General features: G+C 62.2%; 17 protein-coding genes, 1 tRNA gene and 1 pseudogene. 7 read left to right on the top strand and 12 right to left on the bottom strand.

The genetic code is table 11. From position 1 onward, the window contains the following. Positions 1–452 (top strand): annotated as a pseudogene (locus HKL97_RS06545) (hydrogenase expression protein HypE); the annotation flags it as partial. Beyond that, on the top strand, positions 452–997 hold the full coding sequence (locus tag HKL97_RS06540; protein WP_291423626.1) for an NADH-quinone oxidoreductase subunit B family protein: 546 nt from the start codon (positions 452–454) through the stop codon (positions 995–997). The pseudogene HKL97_RS06545 and the gene HKL97_RS06540, both read left to right, overlap by 1 nt. A gap of 48 nt (positions 998–1,045) precedes the next feature. On the opposite strand, the gene ppa is transcribed toward HKL97_RS06540, so the two are convergent. Continuing rightward, positions 1,046–1,570 (bottom strand): inorganic diphosphatase, encoded by a 525-nt coding sequence (gene ppa, locus HKL97_RS06535; RefSeq protein WP_291423624.1) that lies wholly within the window; start codon positions 1,568–1,570, stop codon positions 1,046–1,048. Between the two features lie 95 nt (positions 1,571–1,665). Between ppa and HKL97_RS06530 the strand changes: the two genes are divergently transcribed. The 4 genes from HKL97_RS06530 to HKL97_RS06515 all read left to right on the top strand — a co-directional run bounded on the left by HKL97_RS06530 (position 1,666) and on the right by HKL97_RS06515 (position 4,480). Then, a tRNA-Ile gene (locus tag HKL97_RS06530) sits at positions 1,666–1,741 on the top strand. A gap of 131 nt (positions 1,742–1,872) precedes the next feature. Next, a complete protein-coding gene (ettA, locus tag HKL97_RS06525) occupies positions 1,873–3,552 on the top strand; it encodes an energy-dependent translational throttle protein EttA (RefSeq protein ID WP_291423622.1) in 1,680 nt (559 codons plus the stop codon). Positions 3,553–3,598: 46 nt separating this feature from the next. Next, positions 3,599–4,123: a GNAT family N-acetyltransferase gene (locus HKL97_RS06520; RefSeq protein ID WP_291423620.1), complete on the top strand. Its 525-nt coding sequence runs from the start codon at positions 3,599–3,601 to the stop codon at positions 4,121–4,123. A gap of 39 nt (positions 4,124–4,162) precedes the next feature. After that, complete coding sequence (locus tag HKL97_RS06515; protein WP_291423618.1) at positions 4,163–4,480, top strand: hypothetical protein; 318 nt, start codon at positions 4,163–4,165, stop codon at positions 4,478–4,480. Positions 4,481–4,506: 26 nt separating this feature from the next. Here HKL97_RS06515 and HKL97_RS06510 read toward each other — a convergent pair whose 3' ends face one another. Then, the gene (locus HKL97_RS06510; RefSeq protein ID WP_291423616.1) at positions 4,507–4,866 is read right to left on the bottom strand and encodes a hypothetical protein; all 360 of its coding nucleotides are present in this window, start codon (positions 4,864–4,866) and stop codon (positions 4,507–4,509) included. A gap of 56 nt (positions 4,867–4,922) precedes the next feature. Between HKL97_RS06510 and metH the strand changes: the two genes are divergently transcribed. Next, positions 4,923–8,408 (top strand): methionine synthase, encoded by a 3,486-nt coding sequence (metH, locus tag HKL97_RS06505; RefSeq protein ID WP_291423614.1) that lies wholly within the window; start codon positions 4,923–4,925, stop codon positions 8,406–8,408. A 70-nt stretch (positions 8,409–8,478) separates the two neighbouring features. Here the strand turns inward: metH and pstA are convergent, their stop codons facing one another. The 10 genes from pstA to rsfS all read right to left on the bottom strand — a co-directional run bounded on the left by pstA (position 8,479) and on the right by rsfS (position 17,855). Further along, complete coding sequence (gene pstA, locus HKL97_RS06500; protein ID WP_291423612.1) at positions 8,479–9,351, bottom strand: phosphate ABC transporter permease PstA; 873 nt, start codon at positions 9,349–9,351, stop codon at positions 8,479–8,481. Further along, a complete protein-coding gene (pstC, locus tag HKL97_RS06495; protein ID WP_291423610.1) occupies positions 9,332–10,285 on the bottom strand; it encodes a phosphate ABC transporter permease subunit PstC in 954 nt (317 codons plus the stop codon). The genes pstA and pstC overlap by 20 nt, the downstream gene beginning before the upstream one ends. Before the next feature lie 64 nt (positions 10,286–10,349). Beyond that, positions 10,350–11,411 carry a phosphate ABC transporter substrate-binding protein PstS gene (gene pstS, locus HKL97_RS06490; protein WP_291423608.1) on the bottom strand — a complete coding sequence of 354 codons (1,062 nt, stop codon included), beginning with the start codon at positions 11,409–11,411 and terminating at the stop codon, positions 10,350–10,352. A gap of 210 nt (positions 11,412–11,621) precedes the next feature. Next, a complete protein-coding gene (locus HKL97_RS06485; protein ID WP_291423607.1) occupies positions 11,622–12,278 on the bottom strand; it encodes a dienelactone hydrolase family protein in 657 nt (218 codons plus the stop codon). A gap of 28 nt (positions 12,279–12,306) precedes the next feature. Then, positions 12,307–12,786, bottom strand: a complete 480-nt coding sequence (locus tag HKL97_RS06480; RefSeq protein ID WP_291423605.1) for an RNA pyrophosphohydrolase — start codon at positions 12,784–12,786, stop codon at positions 12,307–12,309. 16 nt (positions 12,787–12,802) lie between these two features. Further along, positions 12,803–14,176, bottom strand: coding sequence for a S41 family peptidase (locus HKL97_RS06475; RefSeq protein WP_291423603.1), 1,374 nt, complete (start codon positions 14,174–14,176; stop codon positions 12,803–12,805). A gap of 64 nt (positions 14,177–14,240) precedes the next feature. Next, on the bottom strand, positions 14,241–15,371 hold the full coding sequence (locus HKL97_RS06470) for a murein hydrolase activator EnvC (RefSeq protein WP_291423601.1): 1,131 nt from the start codon (positions 15,369–15,371) through the stop codon (positions 14,241–14,243). After that, on the bottom strand, positions 15,368–16,882 hold the full coding sequence (gene gpmI, locus HKL97_RS06465; RefSeq protein ID WP_291423599.1) for a 2,3-bisphosphoglycerate-independent phosphoglycerate mutase: 1,515 nt from the start codon (positions 16,880–16,882) through the stop codon (positions 15,368–15,370). Before gpmI ends, HKL97_RS06470 begins: the two co-directional genes overlap by 4 nt. Before the next feature lie 85 nt (positions 16,883–16,967). Next, positions 16,968–17,426, bottom strand: a complete 459-nt coding sequence (locus HKL97_RS06460) for a 23S rRNA (pseudouridine(1915)-N(3))-methyltransferase RlmH (RefSeq protein WP_291423597.1) — start codon at positions 17,424–17,426, stop codon at positions 16,968–16,970. After that, positions 17,427–17,855 (bottom strand): ribosome silencing factor, encoded by a 429-nt coding sequence (gene rsfS / locus HKL97_RS06455; protein WP_291423628.1) that lies wholly within the window; start codon positions 17,853–17,855, stop codon positions 17,427–17,429. Positions 17,856–17,890 lie beyond the last annotated feature (35 nt).

Here is a 17,890-nt window from a genome sequence, read left to right as displayed (position 1 = left end):
CGGCCTATGCCGCGGGTGGGTTTACCGGGCGGGCCGCCGGGCAGAACCATGACGCGCGGGTTTCCCCCGGCTATGCGCCTTATGAACATTTCGGCCTGGAGGTTCCTGTTGAGCAGGATGGCGATGTGGCGGCGCGCATCCGCATCCGGCTGGCTGAAATGACCGAGAGCATCCGCCTGATCCGCGATATGCTGGCCAATTTACCCGATACCGTGATCGCGATGGCGCCGCCTTCGGGCAGCGGCAGCGGGCTGGGCGTGGCGGAGAGCTTTAGGGGGCCTGTGTGGCACTGGCTGCGCATAGAAGCTGGGGCGATCAGCGATGTGTTTGCCGCCGATGCCAGCACGCTGCAATGGCCGTTGGTGGAGTTCGCCGCCGCCACTGGGATTCTTGCGGATTTTCCGTTGATCAATAAATCCATCAATGCCTCCTACTCGGGAGTGGATCTGTAATGGTGTGGAAAACCCTCCTGCGGCACTGTATTTCTCAGCCGGCCGCGCCGCGCAGGCAGGACCCCGCCACCGTTGCCGCGTTGCGCCAGAGGCTTGCCGCCGCAGGGCATGAAAAACTTGGGCGTAGCCTCGCCATCCGCCATGTTGCCGCAGGCAGCTGCAATGGGTGCGAGCTGGAACTGCGGGCGACGCAGAACCTGATTTATGACCTGACGCAATACGGGCTGAGCTTTACGCCCAGCCCGCGGCATGCGGATGTGTTGCTGATAACTGGCGTTGCCGGAGGCAACATGATCGCCGCGGCGCGCCAGGCGCGCGAGGCGATGGCAGACCCGGTGCTCGTGCTCGCCATGGGGGATTGCGCGGTGGATGGCGGGGTTTTTAAGGGCTCGCCGGCCATTGCCGGGGGGGCGGAGGCGATTATGCCGGTGGATCTGTTTGTTCCGGGCTGCCCGCCAGCCCCGGCGCAGATTATCGAAGGGCTGCTGGCTTTACTTGAGGTGAATGACATTCTCCCGGCCAGGCCGGTGAGGGTGCCAAGGTAGAAACCAGGGGGCAGCGCGCCCCCTGGTTTGGTTTGCGGGTTGCCGGTTCTACTTGGCCGCGCGGGCCAGGCTCGCGGAGATGGCGGCTTCGGCGGCGGCGCGGTCTGCCCAGCCGGTGATTTTGACCCATTTGCCCTTTTCGAGGTCTTTGTAGTGCTCGAAGAAGTGTTTGATGGCATCGCGGGTGATGGCGGGAAGCTGCGCGACTTCGGTGATGTCAGTGTACTGGGGGTGGACCTTGTCATGCGGGACGCAGACGATTTTCTCATCCATGCCGGCTTCGTCTTCCATGAGGAGCAGGCCGATTGGCCGGGCGCGGACCACGGCACCTGGAACGACGGCGGTCGGCAGCAGCACCAGGGCGTCGGCCGGGTCGCCGTCATCGGCCAGCGTGCCGGGGATGAAGCCGTAGGCGGCCGGGTAGGTCATGGGGGTGAAGACCACGCGGTCCACGATCAGGGCGCCGCTCTCTTTGTCGATCTCATACTTCACGCCTGAACCGGCGGGGATTTCCACTACGATGTTGATGTCTCGCGGTACGTCCTTACCGGCCGATAGTTTGCTCACGTCCATGGCTAAAAACTCCCTGTTGAATTCCCTGGGCGCTATAACCCGGCGGAGCCCATCTTGCCAACGCGGCTTGCCCCGCTATGGTGCGCCAGCTTTAGGCGCCGGTAGCTCAACGGTTAGAGCGGACCGCTCATAACGGTTTGGTTGCGGGTTCGATTCCTGCCCGGCGCACCATCTGCCCCCTGGGGGACGCATGCGGAAAAACCGCCGGGATGGAAAAACCCCGGGCATGGGTCCTGCGGGGCAGTTGCCGCTCTCCGCCGCCGCCCCTATACCGTGCCCAACCGTTTAAAAGGGCAAATACCATGGCCAGCTATCAGTACGTTTATGTCATGAAAGATCTCACCAAGGCTTTTCCGGGCGGGCGGGAGGTGTTCAAAGGCATCACGCTTTCGTTCCTGCCGGGTGTGAAGATCGGCGTGCTGGGCGTGAACGGCGCGGGTAAGTCCACATTGCTGAAGATCATGGCCGGGATCGACAAGGAGTTTGGCGGCGAGGCCTGGGCGGCGGAAGGCGCGCGTGTGGGCTATCTGGCGCAGGAGCCGCATCTCGACCCGAACAAGACCGTGGGCGAGAACGTCGCGGAGGCATTTGCCGAATTGCGCGGCGCCCTGGGCCGTTTCAACGCCATTTCGGAAGAATTCGCCGAGCCGATGGATGATGCGAAGATGGACGCGCTGCTGGCCGAGCAGGCGAGCTTGCAGGAAAAGATCGACGCTGAGGATGGCTGGGACCTCGACCGGCGCATCGAGATTGCGCTTGACGCGCTGCGCTGCCCGCCGCCCGATGCGCCGGTTGGCCCGCTTTCCGGCGGGGAGCGCCGCCGTGTGGCGTTGTGCCGGTTGCTGCTGGAAAAGCCGGATATGCTGTTGCTCGATGAGCCGACCAACCATCTTGACGCGGAATCTGTTGCCTGGCTTGAGCGCACGCTGCAGAATTATACCGGCACCGTTATTCTTATCACCCATGACCGCTACTTCCTGGACAATGTGACCAACTGGATTTTGGAGATCGAGCGGGGCCGCGGTTATCCGTATGAAGGCAATTACTCGGCCTGGCTGGAGCAGAAGCGCAAGCGGCTGGCCCAGGAGGAGAAGGAAGAGTCATCGCGCCAACGCGCGCTGGCGGAAGAGCAGGACTGGATTGCCTCCTCGCCGAAGGCCCGGCAGACGAAATCGCGCGCGCGCATTCAGCGGTATGAGGAAATGCTGCAGAAATCGCAGGAGCTGGCGACCGGGGTGGCGGAAATCGTGATCCCTCCCGGCCCCCGCCTGGGCGGCACGGTTATTGAGGCGATTGACCTGTGCAAGGGCTTTGGCGACCGCGAGTTGATCGACGGGCTCAACTTCAAGCTGCCGCCTGGTGGTATCGTCGGTGTTATCGGCCCCAACGGCGCGGGCAAGACCACGCTGTTCAAGATGATCACCGGGTTTGATAAGCCGGATTCCGGGGCATTGAAGATCGGTGAAACGGTGAAGCTTGGCTATGTTGACCAGTCCCGCGACTCGCTGGACCCGGATAAGAACGTCTGGGAGGAAATTTCGGGCGGCACGGATGTGATTCACCTGGGCAAACGCACCGTTGCCTCGCGCGCCTATGTGGGGGCGTTCAATTTCAAAGGTTCGGACCAGCAGAAGAAAGTGGGGATTCTCTCCGGCGGTGAGCGCAACCGGGTGCATTTGGCGAAGATGCTGAAGACGGAAGCCAATGTCATCCTGCTCGATGAGCCGACCAACGACCTCGACGTGGATACCCTGCGCGCGTTGGAAGAGGCGCTGATGGAATTTCCCGGCTGCGCCGTTATCATCTCGCATGATCGCTGGTTCCTTGATCGTCTGGCCACGCATATCCTGGCGTTTGAGGGGGATTCGCATGTCGAATGGTTCGAGGGCAACTTCCAGGCCTATGAGGAGGACAAGCGCCGCCGCCTGGGCCAGGATGCCGCTGAACCGCACCGGATCAAATACCGGCCGCTGACCCGGTAGCCGTACCGGCGTTGCGCATGGGTGTGAGCCGGCAAAGTCTGTTGGCATGACCGCATTATCGGCCTGGTCCATGGTGACGGGGCGTTTGCGGATGACGCCGGTCGGGTATTGGGATTTGCGGGACCTGGTGGCGTTGAAGGGAGATCCGCGGGCGTTTGCGCAGATGTTGGGCGGGGTGAGGGGGCCTGTGCAGGTTGCCGAGGAGCTGGCGCAGGATATTCAGGACTGGGGCCGGTTTGGGTATGGCATGTGGAGCGTGCGCGCGCTGCGGGGAAAATTTTTAGGTGTGACGGGGCTGATGCATCGGCCGGATGGCCGGGGCGTTGCATTGCGCTTCGCCTTTTGGCCGGAGGCCCGCGGGGTTGGGCTGGCGAGCGAGGCGGCCGGGATGGCGTTGAATTACGCGCATGGCGTGGCGGGGTTGAGCCGTGTGATCGCGGTGGCGCGGGAGGATAATTTCGCCTCCCGTATGGTGCTGGGCTCAATTGGCATGGCCGAGGTGGAGCGCTTTAGCCGTGAGGGTATCATCCGTCTTGTCTATCAGTCTGTTCGTAGCCCATCCGCTGGGTGAAATCTCCTTCATTCACATTTTTGTGCCTTGCGCGGCGGCTTGATTGCCTTGTTTAGTTACCCTGTGACACGCGAGGAACATACAGCCATCATTGAGTTCATCGGTCGCGCCGTCGGCGGGGAGCAGCCGCCGATGGATGTCGAGGCGGACGCGATAATCAGGGCTTTATTCAAGCGCAATCCCGATGCCGCGTACCGGGTAACGATGATGGCGATGGCGTTGGCCGCGCCCTCTGCGGGCGTGAAGCCGGTTGAGCGGCTCCGGAGCAGAAGGTGGTTCGCCACCTTGTTTGAACGGCGTGAGGCGGTGCGGCAACGGCGGGAACCGGAAATTTCATCGCACGTTATCCAGCTTTAAATTATTTATAAAGATTAAAGGGCGGTTCACGCTTCCGGCTCGCTCAGGGGGGCGAACTTCGAATGATTGCACTCTAACCTGTAGCGCGCGCGGGTGAGGACATCCTCAGCGAGGGCTTCGCGCACCGCGGCCTCGCCAGCAGGGGAAGCCAGAACCACCAGCCGTTTGAAATAAGGCGCCTTGCCGGTTGCCCGGTCCCGGAAAAGTTGCCCCAGGGCGGCGGCGGCGGGTCCGCGCGGGGCGCAGCAGAAGCAACCGGGGAAATGCCCGGGTTTTGCCAGGGCGAAGCGGACGATATAGCCCTGTTTTGGCGGGTCATGACCTTCTTCCAGCAATATAGCGTCGTTGGCGGCGGGGATGCTCCCGCACAAAACTGGAATTTGCATGTGAGTTGCATTGTACATTCTCTGGACTTGGGGACAATCCGGTGTATCTGACAAGCATGTCCAGACCAAATTTATTAGAAGCCCTCGCCCGTAATGTTCTGCTCTGCGATGGCGGCATGGGATCGCGCGTGCAGGCGCTCACGCTTGATGTCGAAAAAGACTATTGGGACAAGGAGAACTGCACGGAGGTGCTGAACCTCTCCAGGCCGGATCTCGTGCGCGATATTCATCGCGGCTATTTTGAGGCCGGGTCTGACATGGTGCAGACCAACAGCTTTGGCGGCTCGCCGATTACGCTGGGCGAGTTTGAGCTTGAGGACCGGGCGTTCGAGATCAACAAAATTGCCGGTGAGCTGGCGCGCGAGGCCGCCGAGAGTTTTGCCGACGGGCGTACCCGCTATGTGGTTGGCAGCATCGGGCCGGGAACCAAGCTGCCGAGCCTGGGGAATATTGCCTATGACCCTCTGGAAGAGGCGCTGTTTGTGCAGTCCCAGGGGTTGCTGGCGGGCGGGGTGGATGCGATTCTGATCGAAACCTGCCAGGATACCTTGCAGATTAAAGCCGCGGTGAATGGGGCCAAGCGCGCCCTGACAAAGGCCGGCTCGGGGATTCCGATTTTTGTGCAGGTGACGGTGGAAACCACGGGCACGCTGCTGGTGGGACCCGATATCGCGGCGGCGGCCACGGTGATTAACGCGCTTGACGTGCCGCTGATGGGGCTGAACTGCGCCACCGGGCCGCAGGAGATGGCTGAGCATGTGCGCTATCTCTCACAGAACTGGCCTGGGTTGATTTCCGTGCAGCCCAACGCCGGATTGCCGGAGCTGGTGGATGGCAAGACGCATTATCCGCTGGGCGGGCCTGAGATGGCCAGCTGGGTTGAGCGTTTTGTGGCCGAGGACGGGGTGAACTTGGTTGGCGGCTGCTGCGGTACGAGCATCCCGCATATCCAGGCGCTGGATGCGATGCTCAAGCGGCTAGGCAACCCGCGCCCGGCACCGGTGGCGCGCAAATATTTCTGGGTGCCCTCGGTTGCCAGCCTGTATGGCGCCGTGCCGCTGCGCCAGGAGAACAGCTATTTTTCAATCGGTGAGCGCTGCAACGCCAATGGCTCGAAAAAATGGCGCGAATTGCAGGAAACCGGCGATTGGGACGGCTGCGTGGCGATGGGTCGCGAGCAGGTGGCCGAAGCCTCCAATGCGCTGGACATCTGCACGGCGTTTGTAGGCCGTAATGAGATTGCCGAGATGAATCAGGTGATTACGCGCTTCACCTCCTCGGTGAATGCGCCGTTGGTGATCGACTCGACGGAAACCCCGGTGATCGAGGCGGCGTTGAAGCTGCATGGCGGCAAGCCGATTATAAACTCGATCAATTTCGAGGATGGCGAGGGCCATGCCACGGAACGATTGAAGCTGGCCAAGAAATTCGGTGCGGCGGTGATCGCGCTGACCATCGATGAGGTGGGCATGGCGAAGTCGCCTGAGGACAAGCTGCGGATTGCCGCGCGTCTGGTGGATTTTGCGTGCAATAAATTCGGCCTGCCGCAGAGCGATCTGCTGATTGACCCACTGACATTCACGATTGCCACCGGCAATGAGGATGACCGCAAGCTGGGGCAGTGGACGCTGGAGGGGATCAAGATGATCCGGGATGCGTTCCCGGATATTCAGATTATTCTGGGCCTTTCCAATATTTCCTTCGGCTTGAATCCGGCGGCGCGCGCGGTGCTGAACTCGGTGTTTCTTGATCATGCGGTGCGCGCGGGGATGACGGGCGCGATTGTGCATGTGTCGAAAATCCGCCCGCTGCATCTGATCGCCGCGGAAGAGGTGAAGGTTTGCGAGGACCTGATTTTTGACTGCCGGGCGGAGGGTTATGACCCGCTGCAAAAACTTCTGGAAATTTTTGCGGACCGCAAGGCGGCGGATGCAACCAAGAAAAAACGTGCCGAGACGGTTGAGGGGCGGTTGAAGGACCGCATTGTGGATGGCGACCGCAAGGGGCTGAGCGATGAGCTTGACGAGGCGCTGAAGACCAACAAGCCGCTTGATATCATCAACAACGTTCTGCTGGAGGGCATGAAGGTGGTTGGCGAGCTGTTCGGCGCGGGCAAGATGCAGTTGCCGTTCGTTTTGCAGTCGGCGGAGACGATGAAGGCGGCGGTGGCGTATCTGGAGCCGATGATGGAGCGCGTTGCCGGTGAGGAGCGCGGCATCATGGTGCTTGCCACGGTAAAGGGCGATGTTCACGATATTGGAAAAAACCTCGTCGATATTATTTTGACCAACAATGGCTACAAAGTGATTAATCTTGGCATCAAGGTGCCGCTGGCGGATATGGTATTGGCCGCGAAGGAGCACAGGGCGCACGCGATTGGCATGTCCGGGCTGTTGGTGAAGTCCACCGTGGTGATGCGCGAAAATCTTGAGGAAATGTCCCGCCAGGGGTTGGAGATTCCGGTGATGCTGGGGGGGGCTGCGCTGACGCGCAACTATGTGGAAGAGGATTGCGTGGCGGCCTATACGTCTGGCCGGGTTGCCTATGCGCGCGATGCCTTCGACGGGCTGCACCTGATGGATAAAGTGACCGGTAATGATTTCGACAATTATCTTGCCGTCATTCAGTCCAAGCGCAAAGGCAAGGCCCGCAACACCAAGCGCAAGCTGGGCGAGGCGGATGCGGCGGCGTTTGCGCCGGTGGATATTGGCGCCGTGCAGGCCCGCCGGCGGCGCCTGACGCAGGGCGAGCCGATGATGACCCCGCCGTTCTGGGGGAGCAAGACCATTGAGGCGTCGCCGAAGGCGATTGTGCCGTTTATCAACGAGCGGTCGCTGTTTCAGTTTCAATGGGGATTCCGCAAGCAAGGCAAGTCGCTTGAGGAGTTTTTGGCCTGGGCGCGCCAGGAGTTGCGGCCGGTTATGAAGCGGATGCTTGATCTTTGTGAAGCGGAGCAGATTTTGAAACCGCAGGCGGTCTATGGTTATTGGAAGGCTGCAGGCCAGGGGAATGATCTGATTGTGTTTGCCGAGGACGGCAGGACAGAGGTGGCGCGCTTTAGCCTGCCGCGGCAGCCTAAGGAGGATGGCGAGTGCATCGCTGATTTTTTCCGTGACGTGGATGATGACGTGCGCGATGTCATCGGGTTGCAGGTTGTCACAGTGGGGCAGCGTGCCTCGGAAGTGGCGCGTGAATGGTTCGAAGCCAACCGGTATCAGGATTATTTATATTTGCACGGCCTCTCGGTTGAGATGGCGGAGGCGCTGGCGGAATATACGCATAAGCGGATTCGCGCCGAGCTTGGGTTCGCCGCAGAGGATGACCGGGATATGGAGAAGCTGCTGCAACAATCCTATCGGGGCTCGCGTTATTCGTTTGGGTATCCGGCCTGTCCGAAACTGGAGGATCAGGAGCAGTTGCTGCGCCTGCTCGATGCGGAGCGGATTGGTGTCTCGCTGTCTGATGAATATCAGCTGCACCCGGAACAATCGACGAGCGCGATTGTGGTGCTGAATTCCAAGGCTAAGTATTTCTCGGTATAGGGGGCGATGACTTCAGGTCTATCCCGCCGCGGGGGGGGGGATCTGAAGTCATCATCGGCGGCCATTGGGATCAGGTGAGTTTGGTGCGGCGGATGATCAGGCGCACGCCGATATTGATCGCGAGGACGACCAGCATGACCAGAAACGCGGCGGCGAAGGCCAGCGCGTGGGATCGGGCGTCCGGCTGGTCGATAAAAGTCCAGATGACGTAGGTGAGGTAGCCGATGGGCGCGTTGGTGAGCTTGCCGTTCCAGAGATAATTGGACCAGCCGGCGGTGTAGATGAGCGGCGCGGTCTCGCCCACGGAAATTGCCAATGCCAGCAGTGCGCCGGTGACGACGCCGGAGATGGCGCCCGGCAGCACGATTTTGAAGACGACGGCGGGTTCGCTGGCGCCGAGGGCGAAGCCGGCTTCGCGCATGGTGTTGGGAACCTGGCGTAAGGCCAGCTCGGTGATGCGGGCGAGGTAGGGCACGATGAGGATGGCGATGGTGATGGCGGCGGCGAGTACCGAGAAATCCCAGCCCAGGGTGGTGACGAAGACGATGTAGGAGAAATAGCCGAGTACGATCGAGGGGGTGCCGGTTAGCACGTCCGACAAAAAGCGGATGGTGTTGCCCAGCTTGTTGCTGCCGTATTCGGCGAGGTAGATGCCGGCGCCAACGCCGATGGGGACGGCGATGAGCATGCCGCCCGCCGAGATGACGAGTGTGCCCTCGATTGCGTTAAGCAGGCCGCCGGCGGTGCCGTTGGTTGTGGTCGTGAAAAGTTTGAGCGAAAAGGCCGAGATGCCGTTGAAGGCGACCACGCCGACAATGTCCAGCAATGGGCCGATGACAAGGAGCAGGCCGAGGCCGCAGGCGATCCACCCGATATGGCTGATAATCGCCCGGCGCAGTGCCAATGCCTGGAAGCGGGGCTGGTTATTTACGGTTACGGACACTGAGCGCCCCCGAGGTAAGCAGTTTGGCGGTGGCGTTGACCGCCAGGGTGATGACGAACAGCACAAGTGCGATTTCCGCGAGCGAGCGCACGGCCATGTTGGTGGGGTCCGACTCGGCGCTGTCCAACTGGCTGACGATGAACGAGGCGATGGTGGATACCGGGGAGAATATGCTGGTCGGCAGAATGTTGATGGCGCCGCCGGAGACCATGAGGACGGCCATGGTCTCGCCCAGAGCGCGGCCAAGTGCCAGGACGATGCCGCCGATGAGCGTTGTGCGGACCATGGGCAGCATGACCTTGGACACCACCTCGAAATGCGTGGCACCAAGCGCGAAGGCCGATTCACGGTTTTCCTTGCCGATCTGCATCAGCGAGTCCAGCAGGGTGGTGGCGATGATCGGGGTGATCATCAGCGCCAGGACGATGCTGGCCGCGAGCAGGCCGTAGCCGTTGCCGGAAGGGGCGAGATATTTTCCGATGAAGGGAACAAGGACGGCAACCCCCCAGAGGCCGAAGACGACCGAGGGAACCACGGCCACGAGTTCCACCAGCATGGAGAGAGCCGGGCGGATGGGGGGCATCCAGCGCGGGCGGGAGCGTTCCAACTCGGGTACGGCCTCGGCCAGGAAGATGGCGGCGCCGACGCTGAGTGGCACGGCGATGAGAATGGCGATGAGCGAAGAGGCCAAGGTGCCGATAATGAAGACCAGAATGCCGTAATTGGCGCCGAGGGGAATCTGGATTCCGTTGATGGTCACGGGGTCGCTATAGAGATTGCCCAAATTCCAGGTGATTCGGGAGAGAAAGCCAAGGCCGTTGAAGACGATCGCCTGTCCTGAATAGATGATCAGAAACAAAACAACCGCGCAAAGCGCGGCAGGGACGAACAGGCTCAAACCAAGCAGGGACAAACGAAAGGGCCGGATTTTCATGGTCCACCGATGATTAGAAAAAAAAACCCCTCCCGGCCAGGGCCGGAAGGGGCTTTTTTGAAAATTAGTGGATTTTCGCGATCTGGGTCTTGGAGAGGGTCACGATCGCGGCGGGCAGCGGCAGGAAGTGAACCTGGGAGAGGTACTTCATGTCGTTGCCGGAGGTCAGCGCCCAGTTCAGGAAGGTCTTGACCGCGGTTGCGGTTTCAGCATTCGGCTGCGCGGTGTTGATGATCGCATATTCGTAGTTGGCGATCGGGTAGGCATTGGCGCCATGCGCGAAGACCATGCTGATGCGCTCGTCGGGCGGGGTCTGGGTCACGATGCTGTTCGCCGCGGTGCCAACGGTGGCGGCGGTGGGCAGCTCATAGTTGCCATCGGCATTTTTGAGTTTGGCAACGCCGAGGCCGGCTTTGGCGGCCTGATCGGAGAAGCTGACGCCGATGTAGGCGATGGAGTAGGGGTTGGCGGCGGCGGCGGAAACCATGCCGGAGTTGCCGTTGGCGCCGATCCCGCCGGTGACAGCCGGCCAGGAGACGGCGGTGCCGTAATCAACGGTGTGGGCCCAGGCGGGAGTCGAGTCGGAGAGATACTGCGTGAAGATGAAGGTATCGCCCGAGCCGTCAACACGGTGGATGGGGATGATCACATGTGCGGGCAGCTTAACGCCGGGGTTGGCGGCCTTGATCGCCTTGTCGTTCCACATGGTGATCTTGCCGGAATAGATGCCAGCCAGGATCGGGCCGGACAGCTTGATGTTCTTGTCGTTCAGGCCGGGCAGGTTGAAGTTGATCGCCTGCGCGGAAATGGCCAGCGGGATGCTCAGCATGCCGGGGTTTTTCTTCACGATGCCGTCGGAGAGATAGGCGTCGGAGGCGCCGATCTGCACCAGACCCTTGATGGACTGCGCGATGCCGGCGCCCGAACCGGTGGAGGTGGTGGTGAGCTGGATGCCGGGGTTGGCGGCGGTGAAGTCAGGGACCCAGAGGTTGAACAGCGGGTACAGCAGGCTGGAGCCGGTCTCAACCAGCGTGGTGGCGGCATGAGCGGTGCCGGCAGCGCCCAGGGCGACGGCCAGAGCAAGAGCGGCGGCGCCGGAGTTGCGCAGTTTGGTGCTAAGTTTCACGTTCACGTTCCTTTTGTGATGTCCCCGAGTGGAGAGCCCTATCGGATAGCGGGATCACCCCGCATGGTCCTGGCAATAATTGAACAATGTGACAAAGGCGACGGGGGTTCGGTTGCAGTTTTATGACATTTAGGCTGCTGCTCGAGCCGGAATGAAATGTGCAAGGCCAGCGCTGCTAATTTTTCGTGACGCCGGGATTTTGCCGGGCGATTAACGCAGATGTTCGGCGAAAAACGCCAAACTGCGGAGTTCGGCCAGTTCGCTGTCGGCAGGGTTGTAGCTTGCGCGCGCCTCACAACCAAACCCATGTTGTGCGCCGGGGTAGACGAAGACCTCGACCTCTGGCCGCGCGGCCTTGATCAACTCCACATCGGAGAGGGGGATGCCTTTGTCCTCCGCGCCGAAATGCAGCTGGACCGGACAGTTGGGCCGGAGGTGCCGTTGCGCGGCGACGCCGCTGCCATACCAGCCGATGGCGGCCTTGAAAGCCGTGCTTTTTGTTGCCCCCAGCCATGCCAGCGAGCCACCCCAGCAGTAGCCGATAATGCCAACCGGTTTGCCGCCAAAGGCCGAGGCGGTGGCCAGAATATCAGCCAGAACGGCGGATTCGGGGATTTGGCTCCGCAGGTCAATACCTTTTTTGATGTCCTCAGGTTCGTAACCAAGCTCGACTCCGCGTTCCGCGCGGTCAAACACCGCCGGGCAAAGGACGCGGTAGCCAAACCCGGCAAGACGCTCGGAAACTAAACGCATATGCGCGTTCACGCCGAAAATCTCCTGCAGAACGACCAGCCCGCGCGGCGCGTTGACATTGCCGGCCTCGAAAACCGCAAACTCGTGCCCGTCGGAGGCGGTCAATTTCAGCATCAAGGACTCCTGTAATTATGAAATTATATTAAGGAAGCGCGAGGTATGCGAAATCGCGCGCCAGGGTTTCGTAAATTTCCCGTTTGAAGGGGACGGCAAGGCCGGGCAGTTCGGCGAGCGGCACCCATTTCCAGGCGTCGAATTCAGGGTGGGCGTGGGCATCCAGCCGGACATCGGAGTCTTGTCCCAGAAACTTCAAGGCAAACCATTTCTGGCTTTGTCCGCGGTAGCGGCCATGCCAGGCTTTGCGTTGCAGGCTTTTGGGGAAGTCATACTGCAGCCAGCCTGGGTGTTCGCTCAGAATATCGGCGTCGGCGGTGCCGATTTCCTCCAGAAGCTCGCGTAAAACCGCCGTCCGCGGGTCTTCTCCCTCGTCAATTCCGCCTTGCGGCAACTGCCATGCGGCATTTGCCACGCCGGCGCGCCGGCCGACCAGCACGCGGCCATCCGGCCCGAACAGCACCGCGCCCACGTTCATACGGTAAGGCAGGGACATCCAATCAGTCATGCGCGATCAGACCGGTTCAGTTGGCGGCGGTTGTTGTTTTGGGAGGCGACATCGCGGCGATGAGCTTGAGGCCCATCTGGAGCTGAAAATCGGTGGCCGGGTTGGCCGGGTCAAACGCTGGCCAGTTGGCGGGGGGCTTGTTGGGAATCGTGCTCGCGACGGCCGGCAGCGGCGGGGCCGGAGGCAGGGGAAGCGTTGATTGCCGGGTTGGGTTCGCGAAGGAGTTGAGCAGGTTGGTCTCACGCAATTGGGCAAAAGCATCCTGGGGCGTACGCGTGTCGGATACGGTGACATCCGGGGTAACGCCGTAGCCCTGGATGGATTTGCCCGAGGGGGTGAAATAGAGCGCTGTGGTGAGGCGCAGAGCACCTTCATTGTCGATCGGCATGATGGTTTGCACGGAGCCTTTGCCGAAGGTCTTGGTACCCAGGACCAGGGCGCGGCGATTCTGCTGCAGGGCGGCGGTTACAATTTCAGCCGCGGATGCGGTGCCCGCGTTGGTGAGGATGACGATGGGCGCGCCATTGGTGATATCGCCCTGCTGGGCGTACCAGACAGCATCATCCTGCGCGTGGCGGCCATGGGTGGAGACAATTTCTCCGGAGTTGAGGAAATCGTCGCTGACGGCGACGGCCTGATCGAGCAGGCCGCCGGGGTTGTCGCGCAGATCGAGGATATAGCCATGGATGTTGCCGTTAGCTTGTTTTTCGAGGGTTTTCACCGCCGATTGAATATGCCGGCCGGCGTTTTCATCGAAGCTGTCGAGCCGGATATAGCCGATCTGCCCGGCGGGCGTTGAGAAGAGCCGGTCTTTCACGTCCTGGATTTTGATGATTTCACGCGTCAGGGTGACACGCACCGGTGTGCTGACGCCGTTGCGCTTGAGCGTGAGGGTGATCTGGGTTCCCGGAGCGCCGCGCATTTTGCTGACGGCATCGTCAAGGCCGAGGCCGTCGGTCGACTGGCCGTTGATTTCAACGATGATGTCGCCAGGCTTGATGCCGGCGCGCGCACCGGGTGTGTCGTCAATCGGGGAGATGACCTTGAGGAAGCCGCCTGCCTGGGTGACCTCAAGCCCGAGTCCGCCAAACTGGCCGGTGGTCTGAACCTGCATGTCGGCGTATTGCTGCTGATTCATGTAGTTTGAATGCGGATCCAGCCCGGCCAGCATGCCGTTGACGGCATTGTAGATCAGCTTGTCCGACGGCGGGTCGACAACATAATTTTCTTTAACCTGGGTCAGTATGTCTCCGAACAGGGAAAGCTGCTGGTAGGTGCTGTCCTCGGAGGTGTTCTGACCCATGGCATGGTGCAAAGGCTGCGCCACCGTCCCGATGGCGAGGCCCGCCATGAAAATCCCGCTCAGCATTAACCCGCTACGCAACCGCATACGATATTTCCTTAAAACCAAACCGGAACACTCCGCCGGAACATTAGATAGCATACTCGGGTGATTATCCAGACCCGTTACCAGAAAGCCAGGCCGCCGGATTCACCGGCGTGCCGTTTCGCCTTAATTCCATGTAAAGAATTGGCTGATGCGTGGGGTCGGCCGGGTCGTAAGCCAGCATGGAGCCGACCGGCTGGCCGCGCGTGAGGTGCTGGCCTGTGCCGACGTCAAGCTGGTGCATGCCGGCCAGGACGATGCTGTTGCCGCCCCCGCAATTGGCGATGAGCATGAGGCCGTAGGCCGGAAAAGGGCCTGCAAACAAAACCGTGCCGCCGCATGGTGTGGTGACGTGCGCGCCGGGTGCCGCGCCATAGCTGATGCCCGTGGCGGGGCCGGCGGGCGTGGGAGCGCCGAAGGCCTGCACGATTTGCCCGGCGACAGGGGCGCCGCCGGTGCCCGCGGGCAGGCTGGCGGGTTGGGCGGCGGGGGTGTGTTTCATCAGGTTGGCAACCGCCGCGGCGATGCTGCTCAATTTGCGTTCCGCGGCGAGGCGTGCCTCGGTGGCGCGTGCCGCGGTATCGGCGTCGGCCATTTCAGCGGCTTTGGCGGCGTTGATCTGGGCGGTGAGTGCGGCTTCGGCGCGGGCTTGCGCGGTGGCGGCGGTGTTCAGCCGCGCCTGGGAGGCCTTGGCCTGCGCGAGCAGAACCGCAAGTTGCGCGGTTTGGCTTTTGACGTTCTGCGCCTGGGTAGCGATGGCGCCGGCCACGCCCTGCATGATGGCGATGCCCCGGACCGCATCCTGCGGTGATTGCGGCGCGGCCAGCATGGTGGCCGCTGGCTGAGTCTCAAGGCGGAGCATGACGGGAAGCAGTTTTGCCAGCGCGGCCTGGGCGGTGGCCAGGCGCTGGCCGGTGGCGGCCTGTGCGGCCTGGAGGCTGGCGAGTTGCTGCGCGTCCTGGCCGGTCTTGGTTTCCAGCTGGCGCAGCGCCGCAGCCGCGGCGACCTGTTGCTGTGCGAGCAAAGCAGCCTTGGCGGCATCGGCCTGTTCGCGCGCATGGGCGGCCTGCTCGGCTGCGCGTCTGGCCTCCAGCGCGGCGCGCGCGTTGCGCAGCTGGCTGTTGTGGTCAATCTGCCCCGCCAGAGTGAGGGCGGGGCAGAGTGTTGCGAGCACGCAAAGGACGGCGAGACGTTTCAACTGATCAGCGATTTACCGGTCATCAGCGCGGGCTGTTCGATCCCCAGCAAAGCCAGGAGCGTGGGGGCGATATCAGCCAGGATGCCGTCATGCAGTTTGGTGCCTGGGGGCGCGCCCGCGCACAAGACCGGCACAGGATTGGTGGTGTGCGCGGTGTGCGGGCCGTGGGTCTCGGGGTCGTACATCATTTCGCAATTGCCGTGATCGGCCGTGACCAGCAGGGCGCCGCCCTGGGCGGCGATGGCGTCCGCGATGACGCCCAGCCCGGCGTCCACGGCTTCCACGGCCTTGATCGCGGCGCTGAGGATGCCGCTGTGGCCGACCATGTCCGGGTTGGCGAAGTTAAGCACGATGAGGTCGTATTTGCGCTCCCCGATCGCGGCGGCCGCCTTGGCGGCCAGTTCGGCGGCCGACATTTCCGGCTGGAGATCGTAAGTGGCGACCTTGGGGGAGGGGACCATGATGCGGTCTTCGCCGGGGTAGGGCTCTTCCCGGCCGCCGTTGAAGAAATAGGTGACGTGGGGGTATTTTTCCGTCTCGGCCATGCGGATCTGCTTCAGGCCCTTTTTCGAGACGACTTCGCCGAGCAGGTCGTCCATGCGCTCGGGCAGGAAAAGTGTTTGCATGAAGGGCGCCAGCGCGTTGCTATAGGCGGTCATGCCGGTGGCGGCGCTGAGTTTTGGCGCGGTCCTGGGGAAGCTGTTGAAGGAGGGGTCCAGCAGGGCGGTCAGGATTTCCCGCACACGGTCAGCCCGGAAATTGAAGCAGAGGATACCATCGCCCTCCCGCATGGCTGTGTAGGCGCCAATGCGGGCTGGCAGCAGGAATTCATCAGTCAGGTTGGCGGCGTAGCTGGCTTTTATGGCCTCGGCGGCGGTTGCGAACGCCTCGCCCTTGCCGGAAACGATGAGGTCGTGGGCGCGTTGCACGCGCTCCCAGCGTTTATCGCGGTCCATGGCGTAATAACGGCCGCAGATGGTGCCGATATGCGCGTGGCCGGCGATGGCGGTTTCGAACGCCGCGAGGTAGCCGGCACCGGATTGCGGCGGGGTGTCGCGCCCGTCCATCCAGGCGTGGATGATGACAGGGAGGCCCGCGCCGTGCAGGATTTTGGCCAGGGCCACGGCCTGGTCCTGGTGGGAATGCACGCCGCCCGGGGAGAGCAGGCCCATGAGATGCGCGGTGCCGCCGGTTTGCTTCAGCGCCGCGATGAAGGCCAGCAGCGCGGGGTTTTTCGCCAGTGAACCGTCGGCGATGGCGGTGTCGATGCGCGGGAGTTCCTGCATCACCACACGCCCGGCGCCGATGTTCAGATGCCCGACCTCGGAATTGCCCATTTGCCCTTCAGGCAGGCCGACGGCGAGGCCGCTGGTGCGCAGAAAGGCATGCGGCGAGTTTGCCCACAGACGGTCAAAATTAGGGAGCTTCGCTTGGGCGATGGCGTTGTTTTCCGGGGTTTCGTTCCAGCCGAAACCATCGAGAATGACAAGTGCTACGGGTTTGGTGGGCATGGCGGCTCCTCAATGACGCGATATGGTTGGTATCATTAGGCAATCCGGCACCGCTTTACCAAGGGGGGCACGCATTTTTACAGGCTCAGGGCCGCCCGGCGCGGTGGTAGGGGTGGCCGGCGGTGATCATCTGCGCGCGGTAGATCTGCTCGGCCAGCATGGGGCGGACCAGCATATGCGGCCAGGTGAGGTTGCCAAGGCTGAGCCGGGCCCCGGCGCGGGAGATCACGGCGGCGTCCAGCCCTTCCGCGCCGCCGATGACGAAGGCCAGCCTTTTGCTCTGCTCGCTCCATTTGGCGAGAAGTTTGGCCAGTTCGGGGCTACCTGGCGCCGCGCCGCCGGAGTCCAGCGCGATGACGAATTCATCGGCCTTGATGGTGTTCAGGATGGTTAAGGCTTCCCGGCGCTTGATCTCGGCCGGGTTGCCGTAGCCATCATGGAGTTCCACCAGGCTGAGCGTTGGTTTTATGCGCGCGGCATAGCGGCGCAGCAGCTCGGATTCGGGCGCGCTGGCGCTGGATTTGCCGATGGCGATCAGCCGCAATCAGGCCTCCGGTTCGCCGCCGGCTTCATCCAGTTCGGAGCTCCACATTTTCTCCAGGGCATAGAGCGTGCGCGATTCCGGCTTGAAGAGGTGGACGATGATGTCCCCGGCGTCGATCAGCACCCAGTCGGTGCCGCCGGCACCCTCCACGCGGGTTTTTTTGAAGCCGGCTTCCACCAGTTTCTCGTTCAGATGCGTTGCCATGGCGGAGATCTGCCGGTCAGCGAGGCCTGTGGCGATGACCATGCGGTCAGCGAAGCTGGCGCGGCCGGCGAGGTCGATGGCGACCACGTCCTCCGCTTTGTCATCCTCCAGGCTGCTGACGATGACCGCCTGCATGCGGTCCAACTCAGGCCCGGTGACTTTTGGTTCGGCTTTTTTGCGGCGCGGGCCGGCGATGCTGGCTTTTTTGCGCGGCGTGCCGGGCATGGCGGGCAGGGATTCGGCCGGGGCGGGCTTGGGGG

Source organism: Acidocella sp. (genome assembly GCF_013044125.1).
In the GTDB taxonomy this organism is placed as follows: domain Bacteria; phylum Pseudomonadota; class Alphaproteobacteria; order Acetobacterales; family Acetobacteraceae; genus Acidocella.
The sequence above is the reverse complement of the archived record's forward strand: the minus strand, read 5'-3'. Positions and strand labels throughout refer to the sequence as shown.

Excerpts from the sequence above, each read along its gene's own strand:
- HKL97_RS06540 (WP_291423626.1), top strand. The coding sequence starts at position 452 with ATGGTGTGGAAAACCCTCCTGCGGCACTGTATTTCTCAGCCGGCCGCG.
- ppa (WP_291423624.1), bottom strand. The coding sequence starts at position 1,570 with ATGGACGTGAGCAAACTATCGGCCGGTAAGGACGTACCGCGAGACATC.
- ettA (WP_291423622.1), top strand. The coding sequence starts at position 1,873 with ATGGCCAGCTATCAGTACGTTTATGTCATGAAAGATCTCACCAAGGCT.
- HKL97_RS06520 (WP_291423620.1), top strand. The coding sequence starts at position 3,599 with ATGACCGCATTATCGGCCTGGTCCATGGTGACGGGGCGTTTGCGGATG.
- HKL97_RS06510 (WP_291423616.1), bottom strand. The coding sequence starts at position 4,866 with ATGCAAATTCCAGTTTTGTGCGGGAGCATCCCCGCCGCCAACGACGCT.
- metH (WP_291423614.1), top strand. The coding sequence starts at position 4,923 with ATGTCCAGACCAAATTTATTAGAAGCCCTCGCCCGTAATGTTCTGCTC.
- pstC (WP_291423610.1), bottom strand. The coding sequence starts at position 10,285 with ATGAAAATCCGGCCCTTTCGTTTGTCCCTGCTTGGTTTGAGCCTGTTC.
- HKL97_RS06485 (WP_291423607.1), bottom strand. The coding sequence starts at position 12,278 with ATGCTGAAATTGACCGCCTCCGACGGGCACGAGTTTGCGGTTTTCGAG.
- HKL97_RS06480 (WP_291423605.1), bottom strand. The coding sequence starts at position 12,786 with ATGACTGATTGGATGTCCCTGCCTTACCGTATGAACGTGGGCGCGGTG.
- HKL97_RS06475 (WP_291423603.1), bottom strand. The coding sequence starts at position 14,176 with ATGCGGTTGCGTAGCGGGTTAATGCTGAGCGGGATTTTCATGGCGGGC.
- gpmI (WP_291423599.1), bottom strand. The coding sequence starts at position 16,882 with ATGCCCACCAAACCCGTAGCACTTGTCATTCTCGATGGTTTCGGCTGG.
- rsfS (WP_291423628.1), bottom strand. The coding sequence starts at position 17,855 with ATGCCCGGCACGCCGCGCAAAAAAGCCAGCATCGCCGGCCCGCGCCGC.